The 19,967-nt window shown below is 41.8% G+C and carries 16 protein-coding genes; 7 read left to right on the top strand and 9 right to left on the bottom strand.

The window, feature by feature from the left end:
* The first annotated feature begins 199 nt into the window (after positions 1 to 199).
* Positions 200 to 2,068, top strand: a complete 1,869-nt coding sequence (locus tag E4635_RS08995) for a DUF349 domain-containing protein (RefSeq protein WP_135526301.1) — start codon at positions 200 to 202, stop codon at positions 2,066 to 2,068.
* A 31-nt stretch (positions 2,069 to 2,099) separates the two neighbouring features.
* On the opposite strand, the gene E4635_RS08990 is transcribed toward E4635_RS08995, so the two are convergent.
* From E4635_RS08990 to def, 6 genes are all read right to left on the bottom strand, one after another.
* Complete coding sequence (locus E4635_RS08990; protein ID WP_135526300.1) at positions 2,100 to 2,747, bottom strand: LamG domain-containing protein; 648 nt, start codon at positions 2,745 to 2,747, stop codon at positions 2,100 to 2,102.
* Between the two features lie 19 nt (positions 2,748 to 2,766).
* Positions 2,767 to 3,072: an antibiotic biosynthesis monooxygenase family protein gene (locus E4635_RS08985; RefSeq protein ID WP_135526299.1), complete on the bottom strand. Its 306-nt coding sequence runs from the start codon at positions 3,070 to 3,072 to the stop codon at positions 2,767 to 2,769.
* A gap of 12 nt (positions 3,073 to 3,084) precedes the next feature.
* Positions 3,085 to 3,882 carry an alpha/beta hydrolase gene (locus E4635_RS08980; RefSeq protein ID WP_135526298.1) on the bottom strand — a complete coding sequence of 266 codons (798 nt, stop codon included), beginning with the start codon at positions 3,880 to 3,882 and terminating at the stop codon, positions 3,085 to 3,087.
* A 325-nt stretch (positions 3,883 to 4,207) separates the two neighbouring features.
* A complete protein-coding gene (gene mazG / locus E4635_RS08975) occupies positions 4,208 to 4,984 on the bottom strand; it encodes a nucleoside triphosphate pyrophosphohydrolase (RefSeq protein ID WP_135526297.1) in 777 nt (258 codons plus the stop codon).
* A gap of 82 nt (positions 4,985 to 5,066) precedes the next feature.
* A complete protein-coding gene (locus tag E4635_RS08970) occupies positions 5,067 to 5,612 on the bottom strand; it encodes a DUF5606 family protein (protein ID WP_135526296.1) in 546 nt (181 codons plus the stop codon).
* Positions 5,613 to 5,671: 59 nt separating this feature from the next.
* The gene (def, locus tag E4635_RS08965) at positions 5,672 to 6,256 is read right to left on the bottom strand and encodes a peptide deformylase (protein WP_135526295.1); all 585 of its coding nucleotides are present in this window, start codon (positions 6,254 to 6,256) and stop codon (positions 5,672 to 5,674) included.
* 158 nt (positions 6,257 to 6,414) lie between these two features.
* On the opposite strand from def, the gene E4635_RS08960 reads away from it, so the two are divergent.
* Positions 6,415 to 8,622 carry an FUSC family protein gene (locus E4635_RS08960; protein ID WP_135526294.1) on the top strand — a complete coding sequence of 736 codons (2,208 nt, stop codon included), beginning with the start codon at positions 6,415 to 6,417 and terminating at the stop codon, positions 8,620 to 8,622.
* A gap of 46 nt (positions 8,623 to 8,668) precedes the next feature.
* Here E4635_RS08960 and E4635_RS08955 read toward each other — a convergent pair whose 3' ends face one another.
* Both E4635_RS08955 and ruvX read right to left on the bottom strand, forming a co-directional pair.
* On the bottom strand, positions 8,669 to 10,177 hold the full coding sequence (locus E4635_RS08955) for a malate:quinone oxidoreductase (protein ID WP_135526293.1): 1,509 nt from the start codon (positions 10,175 to 10,177) through the stop codon (positions 8,669 to 8,671).
* Between the two features lie 105 nt (positions 10,178 to 10,282).
* Complete coding sequence (ruvX, locus tag E4635_RS08950; RefSeq protein ID WP_135526292.1) at positions 10,283 to 10,699, bottom strand: Holliday junction resolvase RuvX; 417 nt, start codon at positions 10,697 to 10,699, stop codon at positions 10,283 to 10,285.
* A 945-nt stretch (positions 10,700 to 11,644) separates the two neighbouring features.
* Between ruvX and E4635_RS08945 the strand changes: the two genes are divergently transcribed.
* From E4635_RS08945 to E4635_RS08935, 3 genes are all read left to right on the top strand, one after another.
* The gene (locus E4635_RS08945) at positions 11,645 to 12,055 is read left to right on the top strand and encodes a hypothetical protein (protein ID WP_135526291.1); all 411 of its coding nucleotides are present in this window, start codon (positions 11,645 to 11,647) and stop codon (positions 12,053 to 12,055) included.
* Positions 12,056 to 12,262: 207 nt separating this feature from the next.
* On the top strand, positions 12,263 to 13,447 hold the full coding sequence (locus tag E4635_RS08940; RefSeq protein WP_135526290.1) for an FAD-dependent oxidoreductase: 1,185 nt from the start codon (positions 12,263 to 12,265) through the stop codon (positions 13,445 to 13,447).
* A 17-nt stretch (positions 13,448 to 13,464) separates the two neighbouring features.
* Entirely contained in the window at positions 13,465 to 15,228 is a 1,764-nt protein-coding gene (locus E4635_RS08935) for a flavin monoamine oxidase family protein (RefSeq protein WP_135526289.1), read from the top strand.
* A 111-nt stretch (positions 15,229 to 15,339) separates the two neighbouring features.
* On the opposite strand, the gene E4635_RS08930 is transcribed toward E4635_RS08935, so the two are convergent.
* A complete protein-coding gene (locus tag E4635_RS08930; protein ID WP_135526288.1) occupies positions 15,340 to 16,077 on the bottom strand; it encodes a class I SAM-dependent methyltransferase in 738 nt (245 codons plus the stop codon).
* Between the two features lie 108 nt (positions 16,078 to 16,185).
* Between E4635_RS08930 and E4635_RS08925 the strand changes: the two genes are divergently transcribed.
* Both E4635_RS08925 and E4635_RS08920 read left to right on the top strand, forming a co-directional pair.
* Entirely contained in the window at positions 16,186 to 17,337 is a 1,152-nt protein-coding gene (locus E4635_RS08925) for a helix-turn-helix domain-containing protein (RefSeq protein WP_135526287.1), read from the top strand.
* A 150-nt stretch (positions 17,338 to 17,487) separates the two neighbouring features.
* Positions 17,488 to 19,875 (top strand): TonB-dependent receptor domain-containing protein, encoded by a 2,388-nt coding sequence (locus E4635_RS08920; RefSeq protein WP_135526286.1) that lies wholly within the window; start codon positions 17,488 to 17,490, stop codon positions 19,873 to 19,875.
* Positions 19,876 to 19,967: the final 92 nt, after the last annotated feature.

Here is a 19,967-nt window from a genome sequence, read left to right as displayed (position 1 = left end):
TAACCAAGAGCTTCAAAAAAGCAATCCTGATAACGTGTAGAAAACCAGGCACTTTGATTGCTTGCGGAATTTCATCTCCCAATACTGTAAAAAGCAGGTTAAAAAAATTTAAAATCTGCTGAAATATATTCTTTTACTTTTGATTTTGATGCGTTTTTTAGTAACTTCGGCGTTAAAATAACAGTAAATATCCTGCATCATGCAAGAAGAACAACACGACAACCTGTCCGGTCAAATTGACCAAACAGATGGAAATCAAGTGCAAGACACTACAAATGAAGCCATTGAAACTATTGAAAATCTAAATGCAGAAGTCAATGAAGATGTTTCAATACAAGAAAGCCATGATATCCCAATGCAAAACTATGAAGCAATGGACATGGAAACGCTTGTAGCAGAGCTGGAAAAATTAGTGGCTACTGACAGAATCATGGCTGTAAAAGACCATGTTGAAGAGATAAAAACCGCTTTTACATCAAAATACAATCATTTCATTGAAGAGAAAAAGGAAGAATTCCTTCATGAAAACCCGGATTCCCAAGAAGAATTCGAATACCATTTACCGCTGAAAGCCAAATTTGATTCTTACTATAACAACTTCAAGGCCAAGAAAAGCAATCATTTCAAAAGCCTGGAGACCAATCTGAAATCAAATTTACAAACGCGCCTGGCTTTAATAGAGGAGCTGAAAACCCTTATAAATCCTGGTGAAAACATAAAAGACAACCTTAAGCAGTTCAATGACTTAAGAGAACGTTGGAAAACGGCAGGCCCAATTCCGAAAGACAAATACAACCACGTCTGGAACAACTACCATTTCCATGTGGAAAATTTCTACGATTACCTTCATTTGGACCGTGAAGCACGTGACATTGATTTCAAACACAACCTGGATGCCAAATTAAAGATCATTTCCCGTGCAGAAGCATTGGTGAAAGAAGCCGATGTAATGAAGGCTTTCCGGGAATTGCAATCTCTGCATAAGATCTGGAAGGAAGATATCGGACCGGTTTCCAAAGAAAAAAGAGAGGAAATCTGGGCGGTTTTCAGTGACCTGACAAAACAAATGCACGAAAAACGGGAATCTTTGTTCGAACAGCAACGCGGAACGGAACTGGAAAACCTGGCCAGGAAAAAAGAAATCATTGCCGCCATTGATGCGATAACGACTGAAAAAGTGGAAGCTCATTCCGGATGGCAGGCTTTAGTGGAAAAAGTGGAAGCCCTGCGTGCGGATTTCTTCAGTGCCGGAAAGGTTCCTGCAGAAATCAATGAACAAACCTGGAGCGAGTTTAAAACAGCTGTCCGTAATTTTAACGTACATAAAAATTCGTTCTACAAAGACATCAAAAAGGAACAACAGGCCAATCTTGACAAGAAAAATGCTTTAGTGGCGAGAGCCAAGGAACTGCAGGATAGTGAAGATTTTGCGGCCACTACTCCAATCATGAAGAAGATCCAGGAGGAATGGAAACAGATAGGGCATGTTCCGAGAAAGTTTTCAGATGCGATCTGGGCTGAATTTAAAAAAGCGTGCAACGTTTATTTTGACAGGCTCCATGCTGTAAAAAATGAAAATGAAGAAGTTGAAATAGAAGCTTTTGAAAACAAGAAAGCATATCTGGAAACACTTAAATCATTCGAACTGACCGGAAACCATAAAACGGACCTGGAAGCCATAAAAGCCCATATCGAAGCCTGGAAAAACATTGGGAAAGTCCCTTTTGCCAGACGTCATATTGAAGGGAAGTTCAATAAAATCCTGGACACATTATTTGAAAAGTTGAGCCTGAGCAAAAAAGACACTGACATGATGCGTTTTAGCAACAGGATGGATCAACTTTCTGAAGCAAATGATTCCAGGAAAATAGACAACGAAAAAATCTTCCTGATCAGAAAAGTGGAGGAAGTCCAAAATGAGATTTTCCAATTGGAAAACAACATCCAGTTCTTTGCCAATGCCAAAAAGGACAACCCGATGGTACTTGAAGTAAAGAAAAGTATCGAAAGACATAAGGAAGAGTTAGCGACCTGGAAAGAAAAGCTGAAACAAATAAGAAGTATGTAATACAAAAAAACCGTCTAAAAAGACGGTTTTTTTATTCTTTTATAATAACAATTGACGCTTTAAAACCTGTAGCCAGATTCCATTTATTAGAAGATATCAAGTTCCCCTGATCATCATACACTTGAAATTCTGCTGTGTTGGGGCCTGATGTTCCTTGATTGAGGGCTTCAAATTCCACTTTGTTGAAACCTTTGGTAAGGCCTAATTCCAATTTCTGGAAATCACCCAATAATTCAATGCGGTCGACCATCAGTTGCCCATTCACCCAAACCCGTATCATATCTCCGTCTACATATTCATGGTCACGGTACACGATTTTAGCCGATTCGGATTTGGTCCTGAAATCCCCTAAAAATTGATTGCCTCTATAAGGTTTGGACGTTTCGCCCTGCGGCTTATTGAGTTTCTTTTCATATTGCAGCCCCGGTTTCAAATCGCTTACCTGCGGCTTCACCTGCATCGGTTTATCCATGGAAATAGGCTCAAATTTTTGGGGAGCTTTGAACCTTGTGGGGTTAAAAGGGTTTGAAATCGAGTATTGCGGCGTTCCTTCAGCAGCCGGCACAGGTGTCGTTGTCCCTACTTTAGGAATGGCAGTCGAAGGGATAGACGAATTATCCTGTGCAAAAACATTCGTTGCAAAACCGATAGCAAAAACTATTAAATACTTCCATTTCATACCTTGACTATATCAAAAATTATTCCAAATCAAAACTGTATTCCCTTTCCACCAGCGCAATCCTGACCGTATAGGACTTATACCATGAAGACCTTCCTTTGCTTTGCGCTTCAAGATGCTCGAGGTTCTGTTTCCAGCTGCGGATGGATTCCAGGCTTTTCCAGTAGGAAACCGTAATTCCTATCTCATTCCTGGCAGATTCCATTCCTAAATATCCTTCTTGTCCTTGTGCAAGGGATTGCATTTTTTGGGCCATTTCGCTGTAACCTTCATTGCTTTCGTTGGTTACGGAAGTAAATATAACAGCATAATACGGTGGTTGCATAACTATTTTGGATTAATTGGCAAAACTTTCAAATGCCTTGTAAACGGCGTTGTGAAAAATTGTCGCGTGATTTTTATCTTCAAAAAAATTAAAATGCGAAACCATAAGTTCCTTCTTTTGGGAAACTATTGCAAATAACTTGCCAGCGTCTTTTTCCATCACTTCTCCTTCTTTGCCAACACCGATGAAAACTTTGGTTTTTTGCTTAAAATGAGCTTCCATAAATTTTGGAGCCATTTGTAGCAAGGATTCGTTATCCCACCATAAACTAGGGCTTATGATCACATATTGTGAGAATAAATCCGGTTTTTTATACAGGATTTCCGTGGCCAGCAAACCGCCCAAAGATTGCCCGATAATCGTTTTGGATTCGGTTGTTTTGTATTTTTTGCTGATAAATGGCTGTAATTCCTTTTCTATGAAAGAAATAAATTTTGCCGAACTTCCCGTAGTGGGAAAATCTTTTTTATCCGCTTCGACTGTAGTTGGAAAAGTAAAATCCCGCTTCCTGTCTATGTTGGAAATCCCGACCAAAATAGATTTCGGCAATAGGTTTACCCATTCAAAATTAGCAAACTGGACCAATCCTGCAATATGGATAAAATCCTCATCGGCTGAACCGTCGAGCAAATAAATGACCGGATAGCTTTCGTTCGCGTTATAACCTTCCGGCAGGTAAATATTGAGCGTCCTGTTTTCATTGAGCACAACCGAATGGATCGTTTCGATTTTGCCTAAAACGAAATCTTTTTCCTGCGCCATACCGCTATAGACAACTAAAATACAGAGGATTACAACTATTTTTTTCATTGGTTATATTTTTTTTGCTTCTTCTTAATGAGGCATTTGAAAATCAGGGATTTTCAATTCCTATTTTATGGAATACGCTTCGCTTCTTCTTAATTAGGCATTTGAAAATCAGGGATTTTCAATTCCTATTTTATGGAATACGCTTCGCTTCTTCTTAATTAGGCATTTGAAAATCAGGGATTTTCAATTCCTATTTTATGGAATACGCTTCGCTTCTTCTTAATTAGGCATTTGAAAATCAGGGATTTTCAATTCCTATTTTATGGAATACGCTTCGCTTCTTCTTAATGAGGCATTTGAAAATCAGGGATTTTCAATTCCTATTTTATGGAATACGCTTCGCTTCTTCCCAAAAAACATCCATTTCGGCCAGGGTCATTTCCGATAATGGCTTTCCTAATTCACTTGCTTTTTTTTCAAGGTATTGGAAACGTTTGATAAATTTCTTATTGGTGCGTTCCAGGGCATCTTCGGGGTTCACATTAAGAAAACGGGCGTAGTTAATCATTGAAAACAATACATCGCCAAACTCCGCTTCGATTTTATCCTGGTTCTTATCCGCGACTTCAGCCTGCAATTCGTGTAATTCCTCCTGGACTTTGTCCCAAACCTGGTGCGGTTCTTCCCAATCAAACCCCACTCCTTTTACCTTATCCTGTATGCGGCTGGCCTTGACTAAGGCGGGAAGGCTTTTGGGCACTCCCTCCAGGACGGATTCCTTTCCTTCTTTTAATTTCAGTTTTTCCCAGTTTTGCTTGACTTCTTCCTCATCGGCAACGACAACATCGCCGTAAATGTGCGGATGGCGGTGGATTAGTTTGTCGCAAATATCATTCGCTACATCAGCCATATCAAAATGAGAAGTTTCACTCCCTATTTTGGCATAAAATACAATATGCAGCAACAGGTCGCCCAGTTCCTTTTTTATTTCTTCCAGGTTATTGTCCAGGATGGCATCGCCTAATTCGTAAGTTTCCTCGATGGTCAAGTGGCGTAAGGTCTGAAGGGTCTGTTTTTTGTCCCACGGGCATTTTTCCCGCAACTCATCCATGATGTCGAGCAATCGGTTAAAAGCGTCAAGTTGTTGCTGGCGTGAATTCATTTTTTGGTATTGAATGGATGTAAAAATAATAAATCCTGCACTTGAACAACAAATGCAGGACTTATATTTATGTTAAAATCAATTATTTTTTTGTTGATTTTGTTGCTTTAGGTGCCGGTGCTTTTTTGGCAGATGCCGCTCCTGCTGCTTTAGGCGTTGCCGCTTTAGGTCCTTTTGCAGGTTTTGCGTCCGGTGCCGGAGCCGCTTTCTCTGCTTTGGCTTTTGTTTCAGCTGCCGCAGGGGCTTCGGAAGAAACCAATCCTTTTGATTGCAGGATATTATACCAGTTGATTACTTTTTTGATATCGGAAGCATATACTCTTTCCTGATCGTAATCCGGTAGGATTTCAACAAAATAAGCCGACAGCAATGCCTTATCATCCTTGAAAGCCGGTGTCGGGCCGTTGTTTTCTTTTTTGGCAATGTTCCGCATCACTTCCGCCAAAGGTTTTTCTTCGCTGTACGTATACATTGATATTTCCGAAAGCAAGCTTACGTTGCTGCGCAAACCTACAGTTATTTTTTTACCGTCTACCAATGATTCTGCTACAAATCCTGTTCTGGTTTGCAATTTTAAGGCATATAATCCCGGTTTACCTGAAATGGCTAATATTTTATCTAAATTCATTTTTTATTCGTTTAAGAAGAGCAAATATAATATTGTTTGTTTTGAAACGTAAAAATTATCTATCTTTTTTTTGCGATAAATTTCATCCTGTAATCAGGTCGGGCTTTACCTTCCATGATGTTTTGCAGTTTCTTTTTGATTAATTGCTTTTTAAGGGAGGAAATTTTATCTGTAAACAGGATCCCTTCGATATGATCGTATTCATGCTGGATGACCCTTGCGATCAAACCGTCAAACTCTTCTGTTTTTTTAGTGAAGTTTTCGTCGTAATATTCGATGGTGATCTTTTCATTTCGGTACACATCCTCACGTACGTCAGGAATGCTTAAACAGCCTTCGTTAAAGCCCCACTCCTCGCCTTCTTCCTTAAGCATTTTAGCATTGATGAAAGTCCTTTTGAAGCCTTTTAGCTGTTCGGCCTCTTCTTTGGAAATATCATCGCTGTCGCTAAAAGGTTCGGTATCTACGATAAACAAGCGAATAGCCAATCCTACCTGAGGCGCAGCAAGACCTACCCCGCAAGCATTGTACATCGTGTCATACATACTGGCAATCGTTTCATTCAAATTAGGGTATTCTTTGGTTACCTCAACTCCTACTTTGCGTAAGACCGGATCCCCATAACCTACAATTGGTAAAATCATTCTTCTGAAATTAAATATAGGCAGCAAAAATAATCAAAAAACAGAGATGTAGATAACCTTTGAGCGGTTTTGGCATTTTTTTAGACATAATATGTAAAATCATCCTTAAATTTATACTTGTTTTTCTTACATCAAGAACCTTTGCATCCTGCTATTCCATGATCCAGCTATTTAAAAAAACCACCGATACCACCAATTTTGCCAATGCCGCTAAAGCTACCATTTCTTGTGTGCTCCCCGTCATTGTCTTAGCGCAGTTTGATCATTTTACCGAAGGATTTGCCTTGGCCATAGGGGCCTTGTTGACGTTCCCGAGCGACGTTCCCGGAAGTTTGAGCCATAAAATAAAAGGCATACTCCTGGCTGTTTTTTTAATTGCCACCACTACCTGGCTTTTGGGTTCCATGCAAACATATCCGGTACTGTTGTACCCCATACTGCTTGTTTTGGTATTCTTTTTTTCGATGATTTCCGTGTACGGATACCGTGCCAATATGATTTCTTTCGTATGCCTTATCGCCATTACCCTGGCTTTCAGCCATTCTTATTCGGGGAAAGAACTGATGGTCCATTGCGGGTATTTGTTTTTGGGCGGTTTGTTCTATTTTTTAGTTTCGATGATTTTCTATTTCCTGCGGCCGCACCGTTATGTCGAGCTTCAGATTTCCGAGTGTTTGAAACTAACGTCCCAATACCTGAAACTCCGTGGTGATTTATGGAATGCCGATGCCGACAGGACCAAAATAACCGAAAACCAGCTCGAAATCCAGGTAAAAATAAACGATATCCATGAAAACTTGCGGGAATCACTAATCCGGAATACGTTACATTCCAGCAATTCGGATGAAAACAGGAAAATGCTCCTTGTTTTTACCAACCTGATGGAAATATTGGAAATAGCGCTTTCGTTTGCCTTCAACCATAACGAGCTGCACCAAAAATTTGACGGCCATCCCAAAATACTGCAAACGTATCAGCACCTGGCTTACAATATTGCTGCAACGCTTGAAAAACTTTCTGCAAGCCTGGAATCCCATGAGCCCTATTTGCATAACAATTCTTTATTTTCCGATCTGGCCAACCTTGAAACGATTATTAATGAGTATCAAGCGGAAGCAAATGCTTCTCAAAACGTACTGATCCTCAAAAACATGAAGCATTATGCCGAAAAACAGATTGAGAAGATAAAAATCATAGAACAAGCCCTTACAGGTTCTATGAACACTGAGGAATTCAATAAAAAACACAAGGAAATCGAGAAATTCCTGACTCCGCAGAATTATCGTTTGAGGACATTGGTAGAAAATATGAGTTTTTCATCTACGGTTTTCAGGCATTCGTTGCGGTTGTCCCTGACCATCCTGGCCGGTTTCATCATTGGGAAATTGCTTCCTTTCCAAAACGTATACTGGATCTTGCTCACCATTGTCGTGATTATGCGCCCGGGCTACGGATTGACAAAACAGCGTTCTTTCCAAAGGATTTTCGGGACTATACTAGGAGGATTCATTGCCTTTGCTGTGCTTTATTTCGTCCGTAACAATTACATTTTGGGGGCTTTGTCTGTCATTGCGATGCTCTTAGGCTATGCCTATTCTGTAAAAGACTATAAAATCGGGGCTACATTTGTAACCATTTATGTCATCTTTATTTATGGCATGCTTACGCCGAATGTGACCCAGGTGATACAGTACCGCATCCTGGATACACTATTTGGCGGCGGGCTGGCGTTTTTGGGGAATTACTTCCTATGGCCTTCCTGGGAAATCCTGAACCTCAACAATTACCTGATCAAATCTATAGAAGCCAACCGGGATTACCTTAAGGAAATTACTGTCTTTTACAACCAAAAGGGAGACGTAACCACTGCTTATAAATTAAGGAGGAAACAGGCTTTTATTGAACTAGGGAACCTGATGGCTTCTTTCCAGAGAATGAAACAGGAACCAAAATCCAAGCAAAAACAAATGACCAAGGTTTACAAACTGGTGGTGCACAACCATACGCTGCTTACCTCGGCTGCTTCATTAGGTACCTATGTACAATCGCATAAAACGACCGAAGCTTCGGCTGCTTTCAATATTGTGGCCAATACCGTCATCCGCAACCTGGACCTGGCCATAGCTACGTTACATGGCAAACGGAATGCCCATTCGTTATCTGATGATGAAAAAGAAAGGCTCGATTTGAGTTTCTCGGAACTGAAGAATATCCGTGCCCGGGAATTGAAAAGCCATAGTATTGATGACAGCGGTTTCCAACTGAAAATGGAAGAAGCGCAACTTGTTATAGACCAGCTCATCTGGCTGATTAATTTATCCGAAAGCGTACTGAAAGCCACTACCTTACTGCATGAAAAGGCATAAAAAAACGCACCTGGATGGATGCGTTTTGTATGCTGTTGAAAATGGCTTACGCGGGAACCTGCGTATCCAATTTTAGTATTTTGGATGTCCTGGACCTGATTTCGTCGCAAAAAGCGGTGTTTTCATTCAGGGATTGTCCGTAAGAAGGGATGATTTCCTTCATCTTCATTTCCCATGCTTCCGATTTCATCTGTTTGGCAAAACAACGGTTAACCAAATCAATCATAATGGATACTGCTGTAGAAGCTCCGGGAGAAGCACCAAGCAGCACGGCAAGCGAACCGTCTTTGGCAGTTACCACTTCGGTACCGAATTCCAGGATACCATGGCCGTCTTTGTCTTTTTTGATCACCTGGACACGTTGCCCGGCGTTTTCGAGTACCCAGTCTTCTTTTTTAGCGGAAGGGACATATTCTTTCAAGGCTTTCATCCTGTCGTTTGATGACTGGAAAACTTGCTCTATAAGATATTTTGTTAGTGGGATGTTGTTTACTCCGGCCGAAATCATCGGTTTGATGTTATCCAATTCTATGGATTTGATCAGATCGAAGTAAGAACCGTTTTTGAGGAATTTAGTGGAAAAACCTGCGTATGGCCCGAAAAGCAATGCTTTTTCGCCATCGATCATCCTGGTATCAATGTGCGGCACAGACATTGGCGGTGCTCCAACGGAAGCTTTTCCGTATACTTTGGCACCATGCTTTTTAATCACTTCCGGATTGGTACACTTGAGCCATTGCCCGCTTACCGGGAATCCTCCGAAACCTTCTCCTTCCGGGATGTTTGCTTTTTCGAGCAGCAACAAAGAACCACCGCCCGCTCCGATAAAGACAAAAGGAGTCCTTACTCGTTTTTTATCGCCTGAAGCCAGGTCTTTTACCTTAACCCTCCAGCTGCCGTCTTCGTAACGGCGGAGGTTTTTGACTTCGTGGCTGAAGTGCATCGTCACTCCGTCTAAAGATTCCAGGTATTTGAACATGCTTCGGGTCAGGGCTCCAAAATTGACATCAGTGCCGTATTTCATGGAAGTCGCCGCGATTTTATCTTTGCTTTTGCGGTTTTCCATAACCAATGGTGCCCATTTTTTGATCTGTTCGGTATCTTCCGAATATTCCATAGCTTTGAAGAGGTGGTATTGCTGCAACGCCTCAAATCTTTTTTTAAGGTACGCTACATTTTCATCTCCCCAGACAAAACTCATATGGGGTACGCTTTTAATAAAGCTTTCAGGGTTTTGAAGCAGTCCTTTTTCTACCAGGTATGCCCAGAACTGGCGGGAAACTTCGAAAGATTCGGATATTTTGACCGCTTTTTTGGTATCAATGGAACCGTCTTCCAATTCGGGTGTATAATTGAGTTCGCAGAAAGCGGCGTGGCCGGTCCCTGCATTGTTCCAGGCATCGGAACTTTCGGCAGCGGCAATGTCCAGGCGTTCGAAGATCTCGATTTTCAGGTCAGGCTGCAATTCTTTAAGCAATAGTCCTAACGTGGCACTCATAATCCCGGCGCCTATTAAAACTACATCAGATTCGATTTTTTGTGTTGCTGTTGTCATTTCTTATAGTTGTCCTACAAAGATACTATCAAAAAATGCAAAATTTATCTTAATTTTCAATGGTTTGGGGGGGCCAAATCATTTTTACAGAATTAGAAACAAAACTTAAAACATTTTTCGGGATAGATAATCCCTGAGCATAATTGTTGCAGAAATTTCATCAATCAGTGCTTTATTTTGACGTTGTTTCTTTTTTAATCCGCTGTCGATCATGGTTTGGAACGCCATTTTGGAAGTAAAGCGCTCATCTACCCTAACCACTTGCATATCAGGGAAATTTGTTTTGAATGTAAGGACGAAAGCTTCAATCATCGGGGCACTTTGGGAAGGTTCGCCGTTCATTTGTTTCGGTTCGCCTATCAGTACCTTGATTACTTCTTCCTTTTGAAAGTAATCCTTGAGGAAAGCCAGCACCGTTTCCGAAGGGATGGTCGTCAAACCGGAAGCAATAATCTGCAGTTCGTCGGTAACGGCAATCCCGGTGCGTTTTTGTCCGTAATCTATGGCTAGGATCCTTGGCATTGTTTTTTTGTGTAAAAGTAAGATTATTTTAGAATTGGGGTGTATTCTTAAAATGATAATGGGAATATTTTACCGTTTTTAGTGGCAAGCCCGGCAAATTGGGCGGATGGAGAGGATTTGCCGCAATGTAATAATGGGGTGTTTTGGAGTTGGGGTGCAGTGATGCTGCACTCTAACTGCACTCTGACTGCACTCTAAGTGCACTCTAAGTGCACTCTAGAGAAATGGAATTTGGGGTGATTTTTTCTTTTGCCTTGTACTTTGCCTTGATACAAACCGAAGAATGATGTTCAGCGAACACAAATGTAAATAAATGCTTGGTGAGCTAAAGTACCAAAAATCAAGCCTGATTGTTTTTTACTTAAAATCTACGGAAGGATTTTCCTATCGGGAACCAGGCCGCTCGTCGTTCCTCCTTGCTTTTTGGTTCCCTCCCATCTGCCGGCGCGCAAATACTTCCTTGATTTTTTGCATAAAAAACAAAAGGGCGACGTGGAGAGCTTGGAAAGGTTGGTTTTAATAAGCGAATTCCCTAATTAGCTAATTAACAAATTCGCTCATCGTAATCTTATCATTCCGACGCAGGAGGAATCTCTTTATTTTTTTATTTCATGCTGTTATTCCTTTTATAATACCAATGAAACTAAGGCGATTACTTTTTAAGATACGAGAATTATGATTGTGGAGGTTCCTCCTGCGTCGGAATGACAAGATTGGGGAATAAGATTGCCTCTTTGTTCTTTCTTCTTTGTTCTTTGTTCTATTCTCTCTTTTCTTTCTTCTTGCTTCTAATTCCTTACTTCTTAAAAAAACACGTATTTATACGGTAAAAATATTGATGATATAATTTTATTTTTATTTTTAAATACTTTATATTAGCAAGATAAATCTTACAAAATAATTATATACAACTAAAAAACAACTACTAACTAAAACCAAAACAACATGGACGTTCAAAACATCAGCGGCAGCTATGTGTACAGAAGCCTGCTCAACAGCCCATATCTTGGGGAAGATTTTTACAAACTGAAATTCGGGGAAGGTTTGATGACCATTACCCAGCAGGAAAACGGTGACTTTACAGGTGATTTTGACATGGGGGACAATTACCTTATGACTTTGGAAGGAACCGTTTATAATGATGGGACCAATACGAATTTCAAAATGAGGGCCATTGGTGTGGATACTACTCCTACAAAAGGCTGGATTTATGATTACCAAGGAATTGTGGTTCCTGACTGGCCCAATGGGATAGACCAAATCCTGACGGTTGTAGGTTCGGTAATCCGGGTGGTGGACCATGGCATTTCAAAAGCCGGGGTTACAGCAACTTTTTATATGGTATACCGAGGATAAGAAAACCCTATTAATACTTACACTTATTAATACACAGCCCTAAAAAAGCCATTTCCTGCGCAATCTAATGGTTGCCCCAAAATCGGGAAGCTCTGCAAAGTGGGGGGCTTTGCAGAGTATGGCTGTTTTAGAAGAAAGAAACAAGAAGAAAGAAGCAAGATTCTCTAGAAAACAAACAAAAACAACTTAAAACTAAAACAACAACATATGGACAACAACTACGATGTCATAGTCATTGGCGGCGGTGCGATAGGTTTAGCGACCGCATACCATTTAGGCAAGCGGAAAGCCAAAACCCTGGTACTGGAACAATTTACGTTTGTGAATCAACTGGGCAGCTCGGCCGGGGTATCGCGCCAGTTCAGGATTCCTTATCCGGATGAGTATATGGTACAAATGGCCCTTGATGCACAGCCGTACTGGGATGAATTGGAAAAACAAACCGACACCAAACTGCTGGATAAAGTAGGTACACTTTGGTTTGGCGACCCGGATGTGCAATCAACGGAAGGAAATATCAAAGAAGCCGAAGAAGCATTAAAAGCCTTGAACGTACCTTATACATCATTGACATCCAAACAAATAGAAGAACAGTACCATTTTAAGAATTTACCAGAAACGTATACCGGATTGTTTCAGCCGGATGGCGCCAGCATTAACTTTAAGGCTACTATTGAAACGCTGTTGGAACAATGCAAAAAAGACACTTCCATCCGCCTGGAGGAAGATTCCCCAGTCATCAAAATTGACCAAATCGGGAAGACTTTCGAAATTACCACTCCCAAGGGTACCTATACCTGCGCAAAATTAGCCATTATACCAGGGCCTTATATTAACAGTGTCATCAATTTGCTGAATTTTAAGATTGAAGCTACGTATTGGAACATGTCTTCAGCTTATTTCAAAAAAACGGATCCAAAAGCCCAATACCCAACTTGGTTTGTTTTCCAGAATGCGATTGGAGAAAATGGCAATCAGTTTTACGGATTCCCTTCGGTAGATTGGGACCATCCGGAATACATACGGGTAGCTCCTGATTTTGTGATTACACCTTTGAAAGAACCGGGCGACAGGTCATTGATCCCAAACGAGCAGGAACTGGCCTATACCGCAGATTGGGTTAAAGACCATATGGAAGGATTAGATACAGAACCTACCTACACTTCTACCTGCCTGATTGCCTTGAGTAAAATCCCGAACAAGGAACTATTGATTGATTTTGCACCGAAATATGTGCCAAACCATGAAAACATTGTCGTGTACGCTACCGGATGGGCTGCAAAATTCACACCGTTTTTAGGAAAAATCATGTCTGACCTGGCTTTGGACGGGCATACCGATTTTGACATCAGCCCGTTCCGCTTAGGGCCGCAATTCTTTAAAGCATTATAACTAACAACACACCGATTATGAATAAAAACACACCTTTGAATACAGGAATGCATCCTGATTTAAAAACAGAAGTTGCCATTATAGGCGCCGGTACTTCCGGTCTGTATACCGCGTACCGCTTGCTGGCCGACCAAAAATTTACCGCAAGCCAGGTGCAGATTTTCGATATGAACAGCAAACTTGGCGGAAGGCTCGAATCTGTGATTATGCCGGGAATGAATTTTTGGGGCGAATTAGGCGGTATGCGCTACCTGACTTCCCAGGAAATTGTCACCACACTGATAGAAGGTTATCCGCTGAGCGAAAAGGATCCTGCCAAACGGACTCCTGTCCTGAAAGACAAAATGACACCGGTGCCTTTCCCTATGGGCGATCCGGCCGAACTGATCATGTACCTGCGTAAGGAGCGTTTCAAGCAAAACGCCTGGAATGTTGCCCAGGACAGCGGGGAAAAACTGCCAACACGTTATTACCTGAACCAGGACGATTTCGGTTTCAGTTCGGATCAATTGTTCAATAAGATCATCTACGATGTGCTGATGGCCGATCCGTGGGTAGCCGCAACCTATGGCAGCAAGATCATCAAGGGAAGTTCCATTTACGATTATTCCTTCGAGCTGACCAGCAGGGACTGGGATGATATTAAACCTAAAATGGTTTATAATTTTGAAAACTCGCCTTATAACAAACGAAAGGTGAACGACCTGGGTTTCTGGAACCTGATCAAAGACCAGGTATCGCAGGAAGGATACGAGTTTTTAGCCAACGCCGGCGGTTACTATTCCAATACCATCAACTGGAATTCTGCGGAAGCTTTTCCGTATATGGTCGGGGATTTTTCGGCTGGAACGGTTTACAAAACCATCGAGGAAGGATACGACAGCATCGCTTATGCTTTGGCCAACGCCTATACGGATTACCAGGGCGCTACCATCTGGTCGGAAAACAAGCTGCTCACTTTTACCAAAGACCATCCCAACAAAGCCACTCATAAATACGAATTGGTTTTCCTTAACCTTAAAAGCAATAAGCAGTGGAAAGTATACGCCAATACGCTGGTACTTGCCATGCCGAGAAAATCTTTGGAATTGCTGGACCAGAATAATTTCTTTTTCAATATCAATGAAAACAGCATGCTGAACACCAACATCCGTTCGGTCATCATGGAACCTGCTTTCAAGATCCTGATGGGATTTGAATATCCGTGGTGGAAAGAGCTTGGCATCGATTCCGGCCATTCCATTACCGATTTGCCGATGAGGCAGTGTTATTACTTCGGGACCGATCCGGAAACAGACAATTCAATGCTTCTTGGCAGTTATGGAGACATGGAGACGGAAACGTTCTGGAAAGCCCTCTCCGATGACAAAGTGCTGTTTGAAGTAAAAGCGGCGAGATCTGCCTCATTAAAAGAACTGCATGAGCTGAATGATGTACAGGCCACTAAAATGATGGTGGGCGAATTAATGAACCAGCTTAGGGAACTGCATGGAGATCAGATAACTATTCCCGAGCCTTATGTAACGTATTTCAAAGATTGGACCGATGAGCCTTTTGGTGCGGGATACCATGCCTGGAAAGCCGGATTTTCGGTCAAAAACGTAATGCCTTACATGCGGAAACCTGTGGCTGATGAACAAATCCATATTTGCGGTGAAGCATATTCCGATCAGCAGGGCTGGGTTGAAGGTGCCTTTTGCGAAGCCGAAAAAATGCTTCAGGAGTATTTTGGCCTCCACCGCCCTATCTGGCTAAACCCTGATTATTATTTGGGTTGGTAAAATATAACCTAAAGGATTAATGAAATAAAAAGTTTACAGTTTTATTTTCAGATAAAAGCCCCTTATTGCAATAGCTGTTTGCGATAAGGGGCTTCTTCGGTATGTTTGCCATCATTTTTTCAATTTCCCTACTCTCAAAAACATCGGGAAAAATACTTTCTTGTCCCCTTTTTCCCAGGAAACCTTCAGGTCATCATACACCAAATCGATTGGATTTTCCTTGTTGACTGCTTTGTAATTGGCTGTAGCCGACCAGGTTTCGAGGTATCCGACAAGCTGTTCAAAACTCCAGGTGTATTCTTTACTGAACTTTTTATTTACAATTTCCACCAAAGGGAACGGAATAGTCTGGTAGCCTTCTGACAGGTATTGCCGCTCGGGATACCAGTACGGGCCTACAATGTCATCATACAGCCGGCGGAGTATCCGGTTGGAATCTTCATTGGTGGAAAAAAAACCGTAGCCTAAAACCGCAAGAACGCCATCTGGTTTCAAAATCCGGTACACTTCCTTGTAAAAAGAATCAAAATCGAACCAATGAATAGCTTGTGCTACCGTAATCAGGTCAAACTGGCGGTCTTGAAAATCTGTGTGTTCCGCAGGCATCTTTTGGTACAGGACATTGGAAATAACGGGTGCCTGCTGCAATTGATTCTCACTAATGTCTGTGGCATATACGGCCTGGAACGAACCGGCCAGCCTTGAAGCTACCTGCCCATTCCCGGTCGCGACATCCAGCGCGGTATTTTTATTGGGGGCCAATGCGATGATTTCCTGTATCATATCCTCGGGGTAATGGGGACGGAATTTGGAATATTCGGAAGAATTGCCTGAAAAATAATCTTTCATAGGTATTGATTTTTTACCAATGTACAACATTCCGCCAAAATACAAAAGCACCAGCAGCCGGGCTTTTTTTCAAAAATTATAATAGTATATTTGCCGAAATACTACTGCATGGACCAGATTCCTTTTTTAAACAATATCGCTTCAATAGCGGTTTCCATCTCCTTGCTCCTCGCCTTGTTTTTGCTGACGGTGAAAACAACCAATAAACTGGCCAACCGCTTGTTTGCCTGCTTTCTTATTTTGAATGCAATTGATGTCATGGGATTTTCCAGTTATAGTTTCCTTGGCGATTCGTTAAACCTGGAAACTTTCAGGATGTCATTGTTCCTTTTGGCCATGCCGGTTTTCTACCTGTACGTATTGGCCGTCTGCTATACTGATTTCCGCCTGGAGGCCAGGCATCTGCTACACGCCACTCCCTTCGTTTTATTGAATTTGGCTTTGGCTCCTCGCCTATACCTCGCCGGAAATATTGAAAAACAATGGTTTGTAGCACATTTGCAACATACACCTGAAATGTATTTCTCCCACATCCTCGGGGAAGCGCAATATGCGTTTTATATTATTGCCGTTCTTAGGATCCTTACAAAATACAAAACGCTCTACCTGGAGAATTATGCCAATCCGAACAGGTCTTCCTACCAATGGCTTTTCCAGATGACCATGGTTTTCCTGGCCGCCCATTCTTTTGTCTTTTTCAGGAATGTGCTTCGGTTTACGGATTACAGCAGGCTCTTTCTTTGGGTGAATGTGGTTATTGGGATTGCCGTGCTGCTTATCACTTGCTGGTTTGTGTTGAAGGCTTTGAACAGCCCGGAACTTTTCAGGGGGATCGATTCCAAACTCGAATTGTCCAAAGACATCCACAAACCGCAACCGGAAGCCACCGGAAGCCAGCCTCAAAATCCTACGGATGAGAGTACTGTTTCCCAAATTGCTTTGCTGAAAACCTATATGGTAGAAGAGCAGCCGTACCTGGACCCTTCGCTGACCATTCAGGAACTGGCAAACCGGATTGAGATGCCCGTCCGTGAGTTGTCTGTTTTGATCAACCACCATATGGACCAGCATTTTTTTGATTTTGTAAATGAATTCCGGATCCTAAAAGCAATGGAAATCCTAAAAGACCAATCGAAAAGCCAGCTGACTATTCTCGAAATCTTATATGAAGTGGGTTTTAATTCTAAATCCTCCTTCAATACTTCGTTTAAAAAATACACATCACTCACACCGACCGACTTTAGAAACAGCTCATTATAAGTGTTTTGCAAAAAGTCGAACGGCTGCCTGAAAAAGTCGGACTCATTTTTACCGCTTAAATGAGTTCGACTTTTTTTTGTCGGTCGCCATTCCGGATTTCCTAAAGCACCTTTGCTTCAAATTATTAAAAGCATTAAATATTTAGAAATCATGAATAAAACAACCTTGTTTATTTTTTTACTGTTGCCGGTATGGGCCTTTTCGCAATCGGCTTCTTTTCAGTTAAAAGGAAAAGTATCTTCCACTTCAGATGCATTGGCTCAAGCCAGCATAGAACTCTTTAATCCGAAGGGAGAAAAAGCAGCGGCAACACTAACCGGAGCAGACGGAACTTTTGCCGTAACCGTTCCCGGAAGCACCTTCAAAATCAAAATCAGTGCTACAGGTTTTATGGTTTGGGAGAAAGACATCCTCATGGACAAAGACACTGACCTTGGTTTGGTATTTTTAAGCGAAAGCACCACCCGCCTCGGGGAAGTTTCCATCACCGCATCCAAAAAAACAATCGAACAGAAAACAGACCGCCTTGTTTATCATGCAGGCAATAACCTTTCCCATGCCGGAGGCGATGCTTTGGATGTCCTGGCAACCGCTCCGGGAGTGATGGTGCAAAACAATACCATCGGCCTGTTAGGGAAAGGCACAGCCCGCGTTATGATTGACGGGCGCATGGTTGAATTGTCAGGAGAAGAACTCGTTACATTCTTAAAATCATTGGCGGCAAGCGATATCAAAGACATTGAAATCATTAGCAATCCACCGGCTAAATATGATGCGGGTGGCGAAGGCGGGCTGCTCAACATCATCCTGAAAAAAGGAGCACGGGATGCCTGGAAAAACACAACAACGGCATCGTATGACCAAAATACCTATGCTTTTTATACGCTACGGAACAGTTTCAATTACAGCAAAGGCAAAATCCGTTTCTCCTGTACCGGAAACGGGCGCCTGGGGAACAGCAAGGAAACTGAAAAACTGGATATTTATTACCCGGACGGGCTGTGGCAATTAAGGGACGATTCAAAAATAAAAAAAGACAACCTTTCCGGCCGCCTTTCCCTTGATTACAATATTTCAGATAAAACTACCGTTGGTGCACAGTATTTGAATGACAATGGCAATCCTGATATCCAATCGAACACAGCGATTTCGGTTTACAATACGGCCAATAACCTTGACGCAATAGTGCTAAACAAAGGCCTCAATAATAAGCATACCGACAGCCAGACCTACAATGCCCATGTATTGTCCCAATTGGGTTCGGGTAAAAAAATAGCGGTAGATATTGACCATTTTACCTTCGCTTCCAGATTTGATAAAGATTTTGTGGCAACAGCGTACACTCCGGACATGGAATTCCAGGAGGTAACCCAATCGGCCAAAAACCAATCGGGCCAAAACATAAAAAACACAAGCATAAAAGCCGATATGGAGCATTCTTTATCCTTTCTTGACCTGTCTTATGGTTTTAAGGCCAGCTTTACCAATAGTAAAAGCGCGGTGGGTTATTTCAATACCATTACCGGTACTCCCGAATTGGATCCAAACCAGTCAAATGAGTTTGCTTACAAGGAAAACAACCAGGCCTTGTACATCAGCGGGAATAAAAAATGGAAAGAGAAGTGGGACATGCAATTAGGGCTTCGATTGGAAAACATGCAAACCAACGGCTATTCCCAAACGTTAGGCCAACACACGGAAAACAGCTATGTAAAACTTTTTCCTACCGTGTATCTTTCCTACCATAAAAACGAAAACCATACTTTCAATTTCAGTTATGGCAAAAGGATAAACAAGCCCGGTTTTAGCATGCTTAACCCGTTCCGTTCGTATATCAACAGTAACAGCTATTCGGAAGGCAATCCTTTCCTGAAACCTTCCTTTCATGACAACTTTGATTTTACATACGTTTATAAAGAAAAATTACGATCTAATATTTTCTGCAATGCCACTACGGACGGTTACGGTGTGTTATTTACTTCAAACCCTGACACGAATACGCAAATCATCAGCCGGGGAAATTATTACAAAGGTTATTCGTATGGGATTGGTGAAAATTATGCTTCTGAGATTACCCCATGGTGGGAAAGCGAAAATTCGGTTTATTTATTAGGGTCGAAAACCAACTTTACTACAGATATTGATGCGGTTCCGGCCAACGGATTCCAGTTTTATGTGGCCACCAGCAATACTTTTTCTTTAGGGAAAGGCACAAAACTGCAATTGGACTATATGTACAATTCTCCCAACAAAAGCGGTTTGTATACCACAGGTTATGCTTCCGGGCTGGATATTGCAATAAAACAACAATTATTGGGCAAAAGCCTGCAAATTACACTGCTTGCCAACGATGTTTTCAATACGGCCTACCTGAAAGAATATACTTCGGTTGTTAATGGTATCAAACAGGTGTACAGCGAAAATGAAAGCAGCCGTTTTTTCAGGGTATCTGTCACGTATATGTTCGGGAACAGCAAGATTAATGTAAAACAGCGGGAGCTTGGGAATGAAGAGGAGAAAAAACGTGCTGTAAAATAAAACCATCAGGCAAAAGCCGCATCAGGCAACTGCAACAATAAACCCCAAATATGTTAAATTAAAGACGGCTTTTCACTTTTGGCTATTGCCTA

Source organism: Flavobacterium humi (genome assembly GCF_004745595.1).
GTDB lineage: Bacteria > Bacteroidota > Bacteroidia > Flavobacteriales > Flavobacteriaceae > Flavobacterium > Flavobacterium humi.
The sequence above is the reverse complement of the archived record's forward strand: the minus strand, read 5'-3'. Positions and strand labels throughout refer to the sequence as shown.

Bases quoted from the DNA above. Each gene is read 5' to 3' on its own strand.
- E4635_RS08995 (WP_135526301.1), top strand. From the start codon at position 200: ATGCAAGAAGAACAACACGACAACCTGTCCGGTCAAATTGACCAAACA.
- E4635_RS08990 (WP_135526300.1), bottom strand. From the start codon at position 2,747: ATGAAATGGAAGTATTTAATAGTTTTTGCTATCGGTTTTGCAACGAAT.
- E4635_RS08985 (WP_135526299.1), bottom strand. From the start codon at position 3,072: ATGCAACCACCGTATTATGCTGTTATATTTACTTCCGTAACCAACGAA.
- E4635_RS08980 (WP_135526298.1), bottom strand. From the start codon at position 3,882: ATGAAAAAAATAGTTGTAATCCTCTGTATTTTAGTTGTCTATAGCGGT.
- mazG (WP_135526297.1), bottom strand. From the start codon at position 4,984: ATGAATTCACGCCAGCAACAACTTGACGCTTTTAACCGATTGCTCGAC.
- E4635_RS08970 (WP_135526296.1), bottom strand. From the start codon at position 5,612: ATGAATTTAGATAAAATATTAGCCATTTCAGGTAAACCGGGATTATAT.
- def (WP_135526295.1), bottom strand. From the start codon at position 6,256: ATGATTTTACCAATTGTAGGTTATGGGGATCCGGTCTTACGCAAAGTA.
- E4635_RS08960 (WP_135526294.1), top strand. From the start codon at position 6,415: ATGATCCAGCTATTTAAAAAAACCACCGATACCACCAATTTTGCCAAT.
- E4635_RS08955 (WP_135526293.1), bottom strand. From the start codon at position 10,177: ATGACAACAGCAACACAAAAAATCGAATCTGATGTAGTTTTAATAGGC.
- ruvX (WP_135526292.1), bottom strand. From the start codon at position 10,699: ATGCCAAGGATCCTAGCCATAGATTACGGACAAAAACGCACCGGGATT.
- E4635_RS08945 (WP_135526291.1), top strand. From the start codon at position 11,645: ATGGACGTTCAAAACATCAGCGGCAGCTATGTGTACAGAAGCCTGCTC.
- E4635_RS08940 (WP_135526290.1), top strand. From the start codon at position 12,263: ATGGACAACAACTACGATGTCATAGTCATTGGCGGCGGTGCGATAGGT.
- E4635_RS08935 (WP_135526289.1), top strand. From the start codon at position 13,465: ATGAATAAAAACACACCTTTGAATACAGGAATGCATCCTGATTTAAAA.
- E4635_RS08930 (WP_135526288.1), bottom strand. From the start codon at position 16,077: ATGAAAGATTATTTTTCAGGCAATTCTTCCGAATATTCCAAATTCCGT.
- E4635_RS08925 (WP_135526287.1), top strand. From the start codon at position 16,186: ATGGACCAGATTCCTTTTTTAAACAATATCGCTTCAATAGCGGTTTCC.
- E4635_RS08920 (WP_135526286.1), top strand. From the start codon at position 17,488: ATGAATAAAACAACCTTGTTTATTTTTTTACTGTTGCCGGTATGGGCC.